The organism is Streptomyces sp. NPDC058796 (genome assembly GCF_042745235.1).
Classification (GTDB): Bacteria; Actinomycetota; Actinomycetes; order Streptomycetales; family Streptomycetaceae; genus Streptomyces.
In genome coordinates this window covers 722,675-738,274 of the sequence record NZ_JBHYOP010000001.1, presented here as the reverse complement: position 1 = coordinate 738,274, position 15,600 = coordinate 722,675, and the positions used below count along the sequence as shown (strand labels likewise).

The window sequence follows — 15,600 nt, the reverse complement described above, 5'->3', positions numbered from 1 at the left end:
CCGGAATCCGATCCCGAACGACCGCTCAGCTTTACCCAAGGGATCATTGTTTGGGGAGAGTTGTCCGGGGCGGGATGGAGTCATGGCGTACTTCCGCCATACGCCACCGGGGACACAAGGGACGGCCTGTGACATTCCCGTGAGCCGCGACCGGTTCGTGGCCGGGCGCGTTAACGTCCCGGAGTGCTGCGCAAACTGAGGGTGGCGGCCTACGCCATATGCGTCCGCGACGGACAGGTGCTGCTCGCCCGGTCGCCGGTCCCCGGCGGGATCCCCGAGTGGGTGCTGCCGGGCGGCGGGACGGAGCACGGCGAGGACCCCCACGACACCGTCGTCCGCGAGGTCGAGGAGGAGACCGGCTACCGCGTCGAGCCCACCGCCCTGCTCGGCGTCGACTCCCACCGGCTGACCCGCCCGAGCCGCGTCGGCCCGGGACGCCTCCTGCGGCGGACCGTGGACCACCACGGCATACGGCTCGTCTACGAGACCCGGGTCACCGGCGGCGACCTGCGGTTCGAGGTCGGCGGCTCCACCGACCTGGCGGCCTGGCAGGACCTGGACGCCGTGCCCGGCCTGACCCGGGTGCCGCTGGTCGACGCGGGGCTGCGGCTGTGGCGGGAGCGGCCCCCGGCGGGGCGGCCCGGGCGCCCCGGACCGGACGAGGGCTGAAACCGGCCCAACCGCCACCGGGGGCTTCAACCTTCACCCCGGCCGCGCGGTCCTTCCCGCCGGCCGGGCGACACCGAGGACACAGACGATGGGGGAAGACATGAGCGCACGCGTACGGGCCACGCTGGTGGCGGCCACCGCCGTGGCGCTGTCGGCGGTGCTGGCCGCCCCGGCCGTGGCGGCGCCCGCCACCGGCGGCCACGAAGCGACCCGCCGTGCCATGGAGGCCGCGGTCGCCGACGGGGTGCCCGGCGTGACCGCGGCCGCCCGCGACGGCCATCGCACGTGGACCGGGACCGCCGGGGTGGGTGACCTGCGGACCGGCGAGCCGCGTTCGGAGCGGGACCGCTACCGGGTCGGCAGCATCACCAAGACCTTCGTCGCCACCGTCCTGCTCCAGCTGGAGGCCGAGGGCCGGCTCTCGCTGGACGACACGGTGGACGACTGGCTGCCCGGCGTGGTGGAGGGCAACGGCCACGACGGCGGCCGCGTCACTTTGCGCCAGCTCCTCAACCACACCAGCGGCGTCTACGACTTCACGAGCGACGAGGACTTCGTCCGCGCCCACTTCCTCGAGGAGGGCTTCTTCGAGCACCGCTACGACACGGTGACGCCGCGGGAGCTGGTCGCCGTCGCCATGGCCCACGAGCCGGGCTTCCCGCCGGGCACCGACTGGAGCTACTCCAACACCAACTACGTCCTGGCCGGCATGGTGATCGAGGAGGTCACCGGACGCCCGTACGGAGAGGAGGTGCGCCGCCGCGTCATCGAGCCGCTCAGGCTGCGCGCCACCTCCGTCCCCGGCACCCGGGCCTCCCTGCCGCGGCCCAGCAGCCGCGCCTACTCCAAGCTGGGCGGGACGGCGACGGGACCGACGTACGACGTCACGCGGCTCAACCCGTCCATCGCCGGGGCGGCGGGGGAGATGATCTCCAGCCCCGCCGACCTGAACCGCTTCTACACCGCCCTGCTGCGGGGCCGGCTGCTGCCCGCCGAGCAACTGGCCGAGATGACGACCACCGTCCCGGTGGACGAGGTGGAGAAGGGCGCCGGTTACGGCCTCGGCCTGATCAGGCGGGAGCTCGACTGCGGGGTGACCGTCTGGGGCCACGGCGGCGGCATCCACGGCTCCACGTCGGAGGCGGTGACGACGAGGGACGGCCGGCACGCGCTCGCCTTCAACTTCAACGGCGACTGGTCGGGGGACAGCGGTGCGGTGATCGAGGCCGAGTTCTGCGACAAGTGACGAGAGGTGTGAGGACGTGAGGAGGGGCCGCCGGGCGGTCGTGCCCCGCGGCCCCTCCTCTCCCCTCCTGGTACTACCGGGGCAGTACCACGACGTACGCGGCGGGTTCCCGGTCTCCGGCCGCCATCAACGCCGTTCGTACGACGGTCGCCTGGTGTTCCGGGGAGTCCCGCAGCTTGCGCGGCGTGAGGTGCACGACCGTGACGCCCAGCCGCTCCAGGTGCTCGCGCTTGCGGGCGTGTTCGGCCCAGAGCGCCTCGTCCTCCCGCTGCCGGTGGGCGCGGGTGTCCAGCTCCAGCGCCACCGCGTGCTCGGGCCAGAAGGCGTCCACGCCGCCGAGGTGCGGCCCGCCGGGCAGGCGCAGGTCGACGTTCCACAGCGGCTCCGGCAGACCGTGTTCGCGCACCATCCGGTACAGGCGCTGCTCGGCCAGCGCCCGCCCCTCGGCGACCAGCGAGTCCACGGCGTCCACCACGTGCGGGCGGCTGAGCAGCCGGGCACGGTTCAGCTCCCGTACCACCGCCGCCGGTTCGCAGTGCCCGCCGCGCACCGCCTCCGTCAGCAGCCGGCGCACCACGCCCGCGTCCGTCAGCTCCGCCACCGCGTCCGCCAGCGCCCGCGCCACCGGCGCCACGGGAACCCCGGTGACCAGCTCGGCGGTGGGCAGCGCGGTCGTGCGCACGATGCGTGCGCAGCCCGTCGTGCGCAGCCGGCGCAGTCTCGGCACCAGGACGTCGAGGACCTCCAGGGAGGGCAGCGGGGGCGCGGTGGACAAGCCGTGCAGCGTCAGCGCGGCCAGTCCCGTGATCATCGCCTCCGCGTAGGGAGCCGCGGGCGCGTCCTGCGCGCCCGGCTGGAGCGGCACGGACGCGGCGACTGCGGGCCCCGGCCCGCCGGACCGCTCCCGCGCCGCGTACAGCAGCACCGCGTGCAGGCGCTCGTCGCTGGTGGGCGGGCCCGGGTGGAGCAGGACGACGTTCGGGAGCAGCTGCTGCCAGGGGCCGCCCGGCCGGCACTGCTCGTGGGTCTCGGCGGCGGAGACGCCGTGCGCCCGCAGCTGAGCGGTGGTCATCAGCCGGCGCCGGCCGGCGGCGAGCTGGTGCAGGGGGCGCGGGGAGAGCGGGGTGTTGTGCGTCATGACCGGCAATTTCCCGCGCCCGATCCGCCTCTTAACCGCTGTTACAAGGCCGAGGCTCAATCCGGACAAGCCCGCCCTAAAGGACGAGTGTTCGGGTGCCGAAAACCCCTGGTCGGCAAAGGTGCGGACCAGGGGTTACGGCTGCCGTTGACTGAATTCCGTAACGATGACGGAGCGCCAAATCAATGGCCAGAGGTTGCGGTGTTCAGCGGCTTGCCGCCGCCGCGTCGCACGCCTGCCCCCGCAGTGCCCGTGCCAGGTCGTCCCGCGCCTCCAGCACCAGCCGCCGCAGCGCCGGCGCCGCGTCCTCGTGCGCGGACAGCCAGGCGTCCGTCGCCTCCAGCGTGTCCTGGGAGTCCCGCAGCGACGGGAACAGGCCCCGGACCACGTCCATCCCGATCTGGATGGACCGCTCGTCCCACACCCGCTCGATCGCCGCGAAGTACTTCTCGGCGTAGGGCGCGACCAGCTCCCGCTGCGAGGGCTGCGCGAAGCCCGCGATGGTCGCCTCCACCAGGGCGTTGGACAGCGCGTCCGACTCCACGACCTGCGCCCACGCCTGCGCCTTGACGGCCGCCGAGGGACGGGCCGCCAGGCAGCGCACCTGGTGGCGCTTGCCGGAGGCCGTGTCGTCGCGGGCCAGCTCGGCGGCGAGCACCTTCTCGTCGGCCCGGCCGTGCGCGGCGAGCGGCTCCAGGAACGCCCAGCGCAGCTCCTGGTCCACGTCCAGGCCGTCGATCTTCTCCGCGCCCTCCAGGAGCCCGCGCAGCAGCCGCAGTTCCGGCTCCCCGGAGGCCACCGACGCGAAGAACCGCGCCCACGCCAGCTGCTGCTCGCTGCCCGGCGCCGCGTCCCGCAGCTCCCGCAGCGCACCCTCGCCCAGCAGCCGGCCGCAGGCCTCGCGGCCGTCGGGGGCGACGTAGTGCACCAGCGCCGACTCCGCCCAGGCGTGCAGCATCTGAAGCACCCCGATGGACGACTCGCGCCCCGCGAACCGCAGCACCAGGCCGGCGAAGTCCCGCGCCGGCAGCAGCGCGTCCCGGGTCATGTTCCACAGCGCCGACCAGCACAGGGCACGGGCCAGCGGGTCGGTCAGCGCACCCAGGTGCTCGCGCAGCGTCGCCAGCGACGTCTCGTCGAAGCGGGTCTTGCAGTACGTCAGGTCGTCGTCGTTGACGAGGACCAGCTCGGGCGCCTCGGCGCCGGCCAGCTCCGCCACGACCGTGCGCGGCCCGTCGACGTCCACCTCGGCACGCGCGTACCGCTCCAGAGCGCCCTCGGCCGTGCGCCGGTACAGGCCCACCGCCACCCGGTGCGGACGCAGTTCGGGGTGGGATTCCGCGGCCTCCTGCACCACCGCCAGCTCGTCGACCGTGCCGGACTCGCTCAGCAGCACCTGCGGGGTCAGCGAGTTGACGCCGGCCGTCTGCAGCCAGGACCGAGCCCAGGAGGCCATGTCCCGCCCGCTGGTCTCCTCCAGCACCGACAGCAGGTCACCGAGGCGCGTGTTGCCGTACGCGTGCCGCTTGAAGTAGCGCCGCGCGCCCTCCAGGAAGGCGTCCTGGCCGACGTACGCCACCAGCTGCTTGAGCACCGAGGCGCCCTTGGCGTACGTGATGCCGTCGAAGTTGAGCTTGGCGTCCTCCAGGTCGCGGATGTCGGCGGTGACCGGGTGGGTGGAGGGGAGCTGGTCGGCGCGGTAGGCCCACGCCTTGCGGCGGTTGGCGAAGGTGATCCAGGCGTCCTCGAAGCGGGTCGCGCCGACGTTGGCGAACGCGCCCATGAAGTCGGCGAAGGACTCCTTCAGCCACAGGTCGTCCCACCACTCCATGGTGACCAGGTCGCCGAACCACATGTGCGCCATCTCGTGCAGGATGGTGTTGGCGCGGCCCTCGTACGACGCCTGCGTCACCTTGCCCCGGAAGATGTACTCCTCGCGGAAGGTCACCATCCCCGGGTTCTCCATCGCGCCGAGGTTGTACTCGGGCACGAACGCCTGGTCGTACTTCCCGAAGGGGTAGGGGAAGTCGAAGCGGTCGTGGAAGAAGTCCAGGCCCTGCTTGGTGATCAGGAAGACGTCGTCGGCGTCGAAGTGCGGCGCGAGACCCTTGCGGCACATGGCGCCGAGCGGGATCTCCAGCCGCGTCCCGTCCTCGAACACGCGCTCGTAGGAGTCGGTCACGTAGTGGTACGGCCCCGCGACCACGCACGTGATGTACGTCGAGATCGGCTTCGTCTCCGCGAACCGCCACACCCCGTCGACGCGTTCGCCGGCGCCGTTGCTCCAGACCGTCCACTCCTCGGGCGCCCGCACTTCGAAGCGGAACGGCGCCTTGAGGTTCGGCTGCTCGAAGTTGGCGAAGACCCGGCGGGAGTCGGCCGGCTCGTACTGGGTGTACAGGTACACCTCGCCGTCCTCCGGGTCGACGAAGCGGTGCAGGCCCTCACCGGTACGCGAGTAGGCGCACTGGGCGTCGACGACCAGCTCGTTGTCGGCGGCCAGGTCCTCCAGGGCGATGCGGGAGCCGTCGAACACCTCGCTCGGGTCGAGGTCGCGGCCGTTGAGGGACACGGCGGTCACGCTCGGCGCGATCAGGTCGGCGAAGCTGCTCGCGCCGGGCTCGTTGCAGCGGAAGCGGATCGTGGTCACGGAGCGGAAGGTGCGCGGACCCCCGCCCTCCGTCCCACCGGTGGCCGAGCGCACGTCGAGGGACACCTCGTACCCGTCGACGGACAGCAGGGCGGCCCGCTCCCGGGCCTCGTCGCGGGACAGATTCTCACCGGGCACGGGCGGCACTCCCTCGGGTGGTGTTCAGTATGCGGACAGCACCGATCCTGCCATGCGCCCCTGACGGGCGGCAGCCGGGAATGGCCAGGGCGTCCGGCCCGTTGCCTGGAGAAAAGCTCGGCCCTGCTGCCTCCCGAGGAGAGACATGTCGGAGAAGACCCCCGTCGACTTCTGGTTCGACCCGCTGTGCCCGTGGGCGTGGATGACCTCCCGCTGGGTCCTGGAGGTGGAGAAGGTCCGGGACATCGAGGTCCGCTGGCACGTGATGAGCCTGGCCGTCCTCAACGAGGACAAGCTCGACGAGCTGCCCGAGGAGTACCGGGAGATGCTCCAGACCAAGGCCTGGGGCCCGGTCCGCGTCGTCATCGCGGCTCAGGAGGAGCACGGCGCGGAGGTGCTCGGCGACCTCTACACGGCGCTCGGCACCCGCTTCCACAACCAGGGCGAGGGCCCGGAGAAGGCGACGGTCGCCGCCGCCCTGAAGGACGTGGGCCTGCCCGAGTCCCTCATGGACCACTGGGACGACACCCCCTACGAGCCCCAGCTGCGCGCCTCCCACAAGGAGGGCATCGACAAGGTCGGCCAGGAGGTCGGCACCCCGGTCATCGCGGTCCCCGGCGCCGACGGCGAACAGCTCGCCTTCTTCGGCCCGGTCGTCACCCCCGCCCCCAAGGGCGAGGACGCCGCCAAGCTCTGGGACGGCACCCTCGCGGTCGCCTCCGTCCCCGGCTTCTACGAGATCAAGCGGACCCGCACCAAGGGCCCGGACTTCAGCAACCTGTAGGGCCGCTCCGGCGGCACCACTCGGCGGCGGGCTTCCCCCACGGGCCGGGAACGCCCGCCGTCGCCGCCGTTGTGCCGCGCGGGCCCTCCCGGACGTAGCACCATGGGTCCAACACCGACCCTGGAGGCGAGTCCCACCCCATGACGGAGATCGACACCTCGGTGCCGCACTCGGCCCGGATCTGGAACTACTGGCTGGGCGGCAAGGACAACTACCCGGTGGACGAGGCGGCCGGTGACGCCTACACCGCGGTCTTCCCCGGCATCGTCACCATCGCCCGCAGCAGCCGCGCCTTCCTCGGCCGCGCCATCCGGTACCTCGTGCTGGAGGCGGGGGTGCGCCAGTTCCTGGACGTCGGCACCGGACTGCCGACCGTCGACAACACCCACGAGGTCGCCCAGCGGCACGCCCCCGAGTCCCGGATCGTCTACGTCGACAACGACCCGCTGGTCCTCGCCCACGCCCGCGCCCTGCTCACCTCCACCCCCGAGGGCGTGACCGCCTACGAGGACATGAGCCTCTTCGAGCCGGAGAAGATCCTGGAGGCCGCCGCCCGCACCCTCGACCTGTCCCGCCCCACCGCCCTGATCCTCAGCGGCATCCTGGGCCACGTCGACGGCCACGACCGGGCCCGCGACCTGGTCCGCCGCCTGATGGCCGGCCTCCCCTCCGGCAGCCACCTGTGCGTCAACGACGGCTCGCGCGGCACCGACCCGGACTACGAGGCGGCCCAGGACGGCTACAACGAGACCGGTGCCGTCCCCTACTTCCTGCGGCCCGTGGAGCAGATCGCGGCGTACTTCGACGGCCTGGAGCTGGTCGACCCGGGCGTGGTCTCCGTCCCGCTGTGGCGCCCGGACCCCTCCCCGGACGGCACCGCCCCGCGGCCGATCGGCCAGCACGGCGGCGTGGCCCGCAAGCCCTGACGCGCCCGGCGGCACACAGGAAGCCCCCGCGAGTCACGTCCTCGCGGGGGCTTCCCTCATTCCGCCTGCCGCCGTGAAGGGTGAGAAGACGATCACGAGGCAGGACGACTGGGGAACTCAGCCGGTCACGGTGCCAGCAGCAGCGTGTTCGTACGGGACTTCGCGGCCTCGTAGCGCCTGGCCACGTCCTGCCAGTTGACGACGGCCCACATGGCGTCGATGAAGTCGACCTTCTGGTTCCTGTACTGGAGGTAGAAGGCGTGCTCCCAGGCGTCGAAGACCAGGATCGGGGTGGAGCCCTGGCCGACGTTGCCCTGGTGGTCGTAGACCTGCTCGACGATCAGCCGCCCGCTGAGCGGCTCGTACGCCAGCACACCCCAGCCGGAGCCCTGCGTGGTCGCGGCGGCCTTGGTGAGCTGCGCCTTGAAACCGGCGAAGGAGCCGAAGGACTCGGCGATCGCGTCGGCGAGGTCGCCCACGCCGTCGGCGGCCAGCGGCTCGCCGCCGCCGTCACCGGTCATGTTGTGCCAGTAGATCGAGTGCAGGATGTGCCCGGAGAGGTGGAAGGCCAGGTTCTTCTCCAGGCCGTTGACCGAACCCCAGGACTCCTTGTCGCGCGCCTCGGCGAGCTGCTCCAGGGTGTCGTTGGCGCCCTTCACGTAGGCCGCGTGGTGCTTGTCGTGGTGCAGCTCGATGATCTCGGGGCTGATCACGGGCGCCAGCGCGGAGTAGTCGTACGGCAGTTCAGGAAGTGTGTAGACGGGCATGGCGGATCCCCTCCGACCTCTTATTGCAAAAGGCTTGCAAGTGCACGCTAGCAGCAAGAGCGGCTCCGAGGGTGCCCGAGGGGTGGTCCGGCGTGCCGCCCGCCCCCGCCGGGCCGGAGCGCGGCGGGGACGGGCCCGGCAGGCGTGGGGAAGTCGGCCGATTCGGGTCTCCATCATTTCTTTACCAAGATCGCTACAACCCTTTTTGAGCGTGACGCACATCACGACGGATACCCGAGGGTTACCCGATTTCTGCCCGGTTTCTGCATTGGACGAGTCCACCAAGCCCCGGCTTCGATAAGGGACTTGCATCGCAGGGGGCGGCGAGATTTCCCCTCGTAACCGAGAAGGGAGTCGTGGTGTCACAATCACGACGGATATTCAGCAGACGCCAGTCACTGGCTATTTTCGGGGGAATCGCGGCGGGTGCCGCGGTGCCGCTGGGAGTGCTGGGGTCCCGGCCCGCGTACGCGGCAGGCACGGCGGCGGGGGACGGCGGTACCGGCTTGCCCGACACCGATCGCGGCAAGGTCGTGCAGGCGTACCGGACCGGCGGCCGCGCGGTGCGCACGGCCGCTGCGGCGGCGCTCGTGGGCAACGCGGACGACGTGGTCACGTTCCTCGGCGAGAGGCTGCCGGCGGCCACGGCCGAGGACAACCGGTTCACGCTCACCGAGGCGCTGGTCACCGCGGGCAAGGCCACGCGCGCCGGAATCGGCCAGGCACTGTCGGGCGGGGACGCGGCGGTCGCGGCCTATCTGCGGGGCGGCTTCGCGGCGGCCGTGACCGAGGACCTGGAAGTGGGCGTGACCACGGTCAACGCGCACGGCGGCAGGGCCGTCAAGCGTGAGTCCGCCGAGGCGCTCGAGGCCGGTACGGACTTCGCGCTGCGGGACTTCCTCAGCACGGGGCAGTACGACGCGCACGACGAGGACCAGCGTGTCCAGGTGACCTCCATCCTCGTGACCGCCTCGCCGCAGGTGCGGGAGTACGCCGAGCGGGCGCTCGACGACGGATCGCCGCGGGCGATCCAGTGGTTCCTGACGACGGGGCAGTACATCGCCCGGGCGCGGGACGAGGAGTCGGCGGAGATTCAGCAGCTGGTCAAGATCGTGGAGTCGGAGGGGCGGCGCGCCGAGCGCAAGACCGACGAAGCGGTCGAGCTGTCCGAGCAGGCGGTCCAGGCCGCCGACAAGGCCAAGGCGGCCGCGCTGGAGGCGAAGGCCGAGGCGCAGGCCGCCGAGCAGGACGTGCAGCGCTCGGCCAGGGCGGCGAACAAGGCGGCGCGGGCCGCCCAGGGTGCCGCGGCCGCCGCGTCGACCGCGGTGTCCGCCTCGCGTACCGCGCAGGCCGCGGCCCGGCGTTCCGTGGCCGCCGCGAACGCCGCCGCTGCCGCGGCCGCCGCCGCGGGGCGCGCCGCGTCGCGCGCCTACCGCGCCGCGATCAGCGCCTCCAAGAACGCGAACATGGCGGACGCCGCCAACCAGGCGGCGCAGGCCGCGCGGGCCATGGTCGACTGGGTCCGCACCGTGGCCGCGAAGGCCAAGCTCGCGGCCCTCGCCTCCGACGCCGCGGAGGCCGCGGGCAACGCCGCCGCGGGCGCCGCGGTCAACTCGGCCGCCGCCGCCCGCGCCTCGGCGGACGCCGCCGTGGCCGCCGGCGCCGCGCAGTCCCAGGCCGCCGAAGCGCAGCGCCAGGCCTCCATCGCCGAGGCCGCCGCCGGCCGGGCGACCGCGGCCGCGAGCCGGGCCTCGGCCCTGTCCCGCAGGTCGGCCGCCGCCGCGCGTACCGCGTCCGCCGCCGCCGACAGCGCGGCCGACCACGCCGAGAAGGCGGCCGACGCCGCCGAGGAAGCGGCCCGGCACGCCGGCGACGCCGTGGACTACGCCAACCGCTCCACCCTCGCCGCGAACGCCGCCGTCGAAGCGGCGAACAAGGCGTACGACGCCGTCATCGAGGCACGGGAGGTCGAGCAGGAGGCCCGTGAGGCCGAGATCGCCCGGCTGAACGAGGAGACCGCGGAGGCGATCGAGGTCGCCAGGCAGCTGCGGAGCGAGGAGACCGACCGTCTGGAGCGCGCCAACCGGGAGCGTACGCAGGAGGCGCGGCTGTCCGAGGAACTCGTCGCGCTGATCACCGCGATGGAGGCGGCGCTCGGGGACGGCCGGACCGGGGAGGCCGTGAGCAAGGGGCGGCAGGCCGCCGTCCGGCTGCTCGACCGGTCCGGTACGTGGACCCGCGAGGCCGCCGAGTTCGCGCTCGCCGGCTCGGACGAGGACGTCCTGCGCTGGATCGAGGCCGACCGGGTCATCGCGCTGCAGCAGGACAACGCGGAGAACGCCGCGGCCACCGCCGCGATCTCCACGCAGAACGTGGCCGAGGCGGCCGCGGCGGCGCTGCGCACCGAGGACGCCGCCACCATCCGGACCTTCCTGGAGAAGGGCGCGGTCGAGGCGGCCAGGGACGACAACGAGGTCGAGATCACCACGCTCCTCGCGGACTCCTCCACCGGTACCGCCGTACGGCGTGCCGCCGAGGCCGCCCTGGCGGACGGGTCCGCCGAGGCGCTGCACACCTTCCTGCACGTGGAGCGCGCCGCGGCCGTCCACGAGGACGACAGGGTGGCGGCCACCACGCTCCTGGAGAGCGGCGGCCCGTACGTGCAGGCCGCGGCGAAGGTCGCCCTCGAGGGCGACACGCACATGCTGCGCCAGTTCATCGGTACGACGCAGCACGAGTTCGCGCGCATCGACCACGACCACGCCACGCACATCAGCGCGATCCGGGCGGCGATCGCGCGGGCGGCCAAGATCGCCGAGGACGCTCTGGAGGACGCGGCACGCGCGTCCGAGGCGGCGGCCGTCGCGCGCCAGGCCGCCGAGGAGGCGACCGACTGGGCCAACAAGGCCGAGGGCTGGGCGAAGGACGCCCAGGCCTCCGCCGAGGAGGCCCGCCAGAACGCGGAGGCCGCCGAAGCCTCCGCGGCCGCCGCCGCCAAGTCCGCGCAGACCGCGCGGAACGCGGCCGCGGCGGCGCGCAGGGCGAGCAGCGTGGCACGTGACGCGGCCAACCGGGCCGTGCGCTCCGCCTCGACCGCCGCGGCCTACGCCGCCGACGCGCAGGCCTCCGCGACGAGGGCCCGGCAGGCGGAGCTCGCGGCGGGCAAGTCCTACGCCGAGGCGGCCGTCGCCGCCACCGAGGCGCGGATCCTGGTCATCCAGGCCGCGATCCAGCAGGCGATCCAGGACGCGATCGACAACTCGAAGGTGCCGATCGACGGCGAGACCGGGCTTCCCGACGGCGCCGAGAGCTGCCTGACGCCGTTCGGCGACCCGATCGAGCACAGCAACAGCACCAACCCGTGGGAGCTGGGCTGGAGCTGGCTGACCGGCACCGGCCCCCGGTCGCAGTGTTTCGGCCCGAACGACGAGTTCACCGGCATCTACCGCGAGCACGCGCACACCCAGGGCGTGATCGAGTACTTCCTCAGGGAGTGGCAGCGCACCGGGAAGTACGAGCTGGGCCACACCTACATGTACGACTACCAGCTGAGCGGCTTCGACGGCGCCGGCAAGTACCTCACGGACTACGGCACGCTCACCACGGGCGGGCTCACCGGCAACCTCGCGTACACGTTCCTGGGCTCGCACCAGGTCCGTATGACTCCCATCAGGGAGAACGCGGACGGGTCGGTCACCTGGCGCTACACCGCGTACAACGAGTCGGACATCGAGTCGGCGACGCACCCGCCGGTCATCGGGTACACGGACTGGTGGAGCGACACCGTGGGCGCGTTCGTCGACAAGGTCGTCGGTGACGAGGGGCCGATGTCGCCCAAGACCCAGGTGATCGAGTTCGACGTTACGCTGGGCCCGTGACGCGCGAGAGGGCAAGGGGGCGGTGGCTCTCCGCCGTGCTCGCCGCCTCCGCGGTGCTCGTCTCGGGATGCATGGGGGAGATCGACCCGGAGAAGCTGCCCGGTGTGTACCGCGATGACCGGGGCGGGCAGGTCGAGCTCTCGGCGGACGGCACCTTCTCCGCCACCCGCGTGACGCTGAGGGACGGTTCGGACCCGGTCGACTTCCACGGCGACTGGGACTACGAGGATCCGGACAGTTCAGACGATTTCGTGTACCTGGGCATCGAAGACGGCGGGCTCGGCAAGACCGGCGGCATCCAGCTCTGGGTGGACGATCAGGACACGCTGTTCTTCCGGTTCGATCCGGACGGCCCGATCACGCAGAAACTCAGCAAGAAGAGCTGAGTGGCCTGACGGCGCGGGGCGGTAAGGGCGCGGAGTCGGAGTTTTCCTCCGCGCCCTTTTCCTCTCTCCATTACGAAGTCGTTATGCAGATCACTACAACCCTTCCCGGGCGTGACACGGATCACGAGCCATACTCACCGGTTACCCAATTTCTGTCCGTTTTAGGAATTGGACGCGCTCGCCAAGTGCCCGCTTCGATAAGGGACTTGCACCTTGACCCCGAAGAACTGTCGATTTTCTAGGACTGTGATGAAGTCACGCAGCGCATTCGTGCGCATTCTGGGCGCCGCGGCCACCGCCGGCGCCCTGGCATGGGCCGTGCTCGCCCAGGGAGGCGCGGGTGCCACCGGGTCCTCCGCCGAGGCCGTCGCCGAGGCCGCGCCCGGTTACGCCGTCGAGGACTACGCCTACCCGGACGCCGACAAGATCCTGGCCGAGCAGAACATCGTCCTCAAGCGCGGCGACGGCCACATCGTGCTCGCCGACTGCGCCGCCGGGGGCAACCTCCTGCAGTTCCTCGCGCGCGACCACGAGGACGTCTGCTTCGAGGTCACCGCCGACGAGGGCTACCTGACCCTCGAACTGCCCGCGGTGCACGGGGTGAAGACGGACGACTCCGCCAACACCCACCTGGAGATGACCGCCGAGGGCGACCAGGTCGAGTACGACATCCCCGCGGACACGTGGAAGGGCGTCGGCGAGTCCGTCGACGGCCGAGAGCACGTCCTGGTCGAGATCCGTGTCACCAACTAGCCGGCGTCGCCCCGTGATTGAGGAAACCACTCGTATGCCTTCCATCAGACGTCCCCGTCTGGCCGCGCTCGGCGCGGTCCTGGCCGCCGGGTCGCTCGCGCTGAGCACGGCACCCGCCGTCGCCGTCACCGGCGGCACGCCGGTCGCCGACTCGGACACCACCCACGCCTACACCGCGAAGATCACCATCGGCGCCCACGACCGCGGCTGCTCCGCCGTACTCGTCGACGCCGAATGGCTGCTCACCGCGGCCAGTTGCTTCGCCGAGGACCCGGCCGCCTCGCTCGCCGTCCCGGCCGGCGTCCCCGCCAAGGCGACCACCGCCGTCATCGGCCGCTCCGACCTCACCGGCACGCAGGGCGCCGAGCGCCGTGTCGTCGAGATCGTGCCGCGCACGGACCGTGACGTGGTCCTGGCCCGCCTCAGCCGGCCCGTCACCAACGTGACCCCGGCCCAGCTCGCCACCACCGCGCCCGCGGCCGGTGCGGAGCTGACCTTCGCCGGATACGGCCGTACGAAGACCGTGTGGGCACCGCAGAAGCTGCACACCGGCACCTACACCGTCGACTCCACCGCGGCCACCTCCGCGGACGTCACCGGCAAGGACGGCGCTGCCGCCTGCATGGGCGACACCGGCGGCCCGGTGGTCTCCGGCGGCAAGCTGGTCGGCCTCAACAGCCGGTCCTTCCAGGGCGGCTGCCTCGGCATCGACGAGGCCCAGACCTCCACCGCGGGCGTCATCGCGCGCGTCGACGACCTCGCCTCCTGGATCGACGCGCAGGTCGGCGCCACCCGCATCGTCGACTTCAACGGGGACGCCGTCGAGGACATCGCCATCGGCGACCCGATGGCCACGGTCGGCGGCGACACCACCGCGGGTCTCGTCCGTGTCGTCCACGGCGGCGGCAAGGGCACCGCCGAGATCACCCAGGACCTCGACTGGGTGCCCGGCGGCGCCGAGGCCGGCGACCACTTCGGCAACCACCTCGCGACCGTCGACTACAACGAGGACGGCTACACCGACCTCGTCGTCTCCGCCTCCGAGGAGAACGTCGGCAGCGCGGTCGACGCCGGCTTCGTCGACATCCTGTTCGGGGGCGAGAACGGCCTCGGCAGCGGCCCGGCCGCCCGCCACTTCGAGCAGGGCTCCGGCAACGGCTCCATCGGCGCCTCCACGCCCGAGAACGGCGACCGGATGGGCGCCTCCCTCGCCGCGGGCACCACCGCCGAAGGCAAGCCGTGGATCCTGATCGGCACGCCCGGTGAGGCGCTCGGCTCGCTCGCCAAGGCGGGCGGTGCCTTCTACGTGCACGGCGACACCAACGTCAGCGTCAACCAGGACACCGCGGGCGTCCCCGGCGCGGCCGAGGCCGGCGACGCCTTCGGCACGTCCGTCACGGGCGACGCCAACTTCATCGCCATCGGCGCTCCCGGCGACGCCATCGGCGGCGACGCGAACGCCGGCAACCTGGCCGTGCTCAGCCACAAGCTGGACGCCGGCGGCCGGCCCACCGTGGTCACGGGCCTGGACCAGGACAACGAGAGGATCAGCGGCGGCGCCGAGGCCGGTGACAAGTTCGCCCAGGCCCTCGCGCTGGTCGCCTACCGCCCGTCCGGCGCGGCCACGGCCACCGACTCGATCCTCGCGATCGGCTCCCCCGGCGAGGCCCTGCCCGCCGAGACCGGCGGCGCGCAGCGCGCCGGAGCGGGCAACGTGATGCTCGTGCACATCAAGGCCGACGGCACCTGGGACTACCTGCACGCGCTCAACCAGGGCACCGGGACCGACGACCGCTCCGGCACGATCGAGGCCGGTGACGGCGTGGGCTCGTCCCTGAGCGCGGTCAACACCGCGCCCCGGGAGGTCGGTTCCGCCGCCACCCTGAAGATCGCCGTGGGCGTCCCCGGTGAGGATCTCGCGGGCGTCGCCGACGCCGGTGCCGTCCACACCTTCTCGCTGATGGGCGCGGCGGGCGCCAATGACCTGTGGGTCGAGGCCGGCGACGGCGACGGCATCCCCGGTTCCCCGGGTGAGGGCGACAAGCTGGGCACCAGCATCCACTTCACCCCGCGCAACCTCTACGCCGGAATGCCCTACGGGCCCGCCGCCACCGGAGCCCTGCACGTCCTGCCGTTCCCGAACGTCGTACCGGGCGGCACGAGCCGGCCCGCGACCACGTACCAGCCGGGCCAGGGCGGACTCCCGGCCAACGGCAACTACTTCGGGTACTCGGCGGTGTAACGGCCGGCGCCGTCATCGTGGGG

General features: G+C 72.5%; 11 protein-coding genes. 8 read left to right on the top strand and 3 right to left on the bottom strand.

Features of this window, described 5'->3' with window-relative positions:
- The first annotated feature begins 201 nt into the window (after positions 1-201).
- Positions 202-669, top strand: coding sequence for an NUDIX hydrolase (locus ACFW47_RS03295; protein ID WP_386304828.1), 468 nt, complete (start codon positions 202-204; stop codon positions 667-669).
- A gap of 100 nt (positions 670-769) precedes the next feature.
- Positions 770-1,915 (top strand): serine hydrolase domain-containing protein, encoded by a 1,146-nt coding sequence (locus ACFW47_RS03290; protein WP_386278671.1) that lies wholly within the window; start codon positions 770-772, stop codon positions 1,913-1,915.
- A gap of 73 nt (positions 1,916-1,988) precedes the next feature.
- Here ACFW47_RS03290 and ACFW47_RS03285 read toward each other — a convergent pair whose 3' ends face one another.
- Together ACFW47_RS03285 and pepN are read right to left on the bottom strand one after the other, a co-directional pair.
- On the bottom strand, positions 1,989-3,053 hold the full coding sequence (locus ACFW47_RS03285) for a hypothetical protein (protein ID WP_386278673.1): 1,065 nt from the start codon (positions 3,051-3,053) through the stop codon (positions 1,989-1,991).
- A 205-nt stretch (positions 3,054-3,258) separates the two neighbouring features.
- Positions 3,259-5,841, bottom strand: coding sequence for an aminopeptidase N (gene pepN / locus ACFW47_RS03280; RefSeq protein WP_386278675.1), 2,583 nt, complete (start codon positions 5,839-5,841; stop codon positions 3,259-3,261).
- Between the two features lie 145 nt (positions 5,842-5,986).
- Between pepN and ACFW47_RS03275 the strand changes: the two genes are divergently transcribed.
- Both ACFW47_RS03275 and ACFW47_RS03270 read left to right on the top strand, forming a co-directional pair.
- Complete coding sequence (locus tag ACFW47_RS03275) at positions 5,987-6,625, top strand: DsbA family protein (RefSeq protein WP_386278677.1); 639 nt, start codon at positions 5,987-5,989, stop codon at positions 6,623-6,625.
- Between the two features lie 140 nt (positions 6,626-6,765).
- Entirely contained in the window at positions 6,766-7,551 is a 786-nt protein-coding gene (locus tag ACFW47_RS03270) for an SAM-dependent methyltransferase (protein ID WP_386278679.1), read from the top strand.
- Between the two features lie 125 nt (positions 7,552-7,676).
- Here the strand turns inward: ACFW47_RS03270 and ACFW47_RS03265 are convergent, their stop codons facing one another.
- Positions 7,677-8,318: a superoxide dismutase gene (locus ACFW47_RS03265; RefSeq protein WP_386278681.1), complete on the bottom strand. Its 642-nt coding sequence runs from the start codon at positions 8,316-8,318 to the stop codon at positions 7,677-7,679.
- Between the two features lie 506 nt (positions 8,319-8,824).
- Here ACFW47_RS03265 and ACFW47_RS03260 point away from each other — a divergent pair.
- From ACFW47_RS03260 to ACFW47_RS03245, 4 genes are all read left to right on the top strand, one after another.
- Positions 8,825-12,196: an ALF repeat-containing protein gene (locus ACFW47_RS03260; protein WP_386278683.1), complete on the top strand. Its 3,372-nt coding sequence runs from the start codon at positions 8,825-8,827 to the stop codon at positions 12,194-12,196.
- 35 nt (positions 12,197-12,231) lie between these two features.
- Positions 12,232-12,582, top strand: a complete 351-nt coding sequence (locus tag ACFW47_RS03255) for a hypothetical protein (RefSeq protein ID WP_386278685.1) — start codon at positions 12,232-12,234, stop codon at positions 12,580-12,582.
- A gap of 249 nt (positions 12,583-12,831) precedes the next feature.
- Complete coding sequence (locus ACFW47_RS03250) at positions 12,832-13,335, top strand: hypothetical protein (protein WP_386278687.1); 504 nt, start codon at positions 12,832-12,834, stop codon at positions 13,333-13,335.
- A 34-nt stretch (positions 13,336-13,369) separates the two neighbouring features.
- Complete coding sequence (locus ACFW47_RS03245) at positions 13,370-15,577, top strand: S1 family peptidase (RefSeq protein ID WP_386278689.1); 2,208 nt, start codon at positions 13,370-13,372, stop codon at positions 15,575-15,577.
- Positions 15,578-15,600 lie beyond the last annotated feature (23 nt).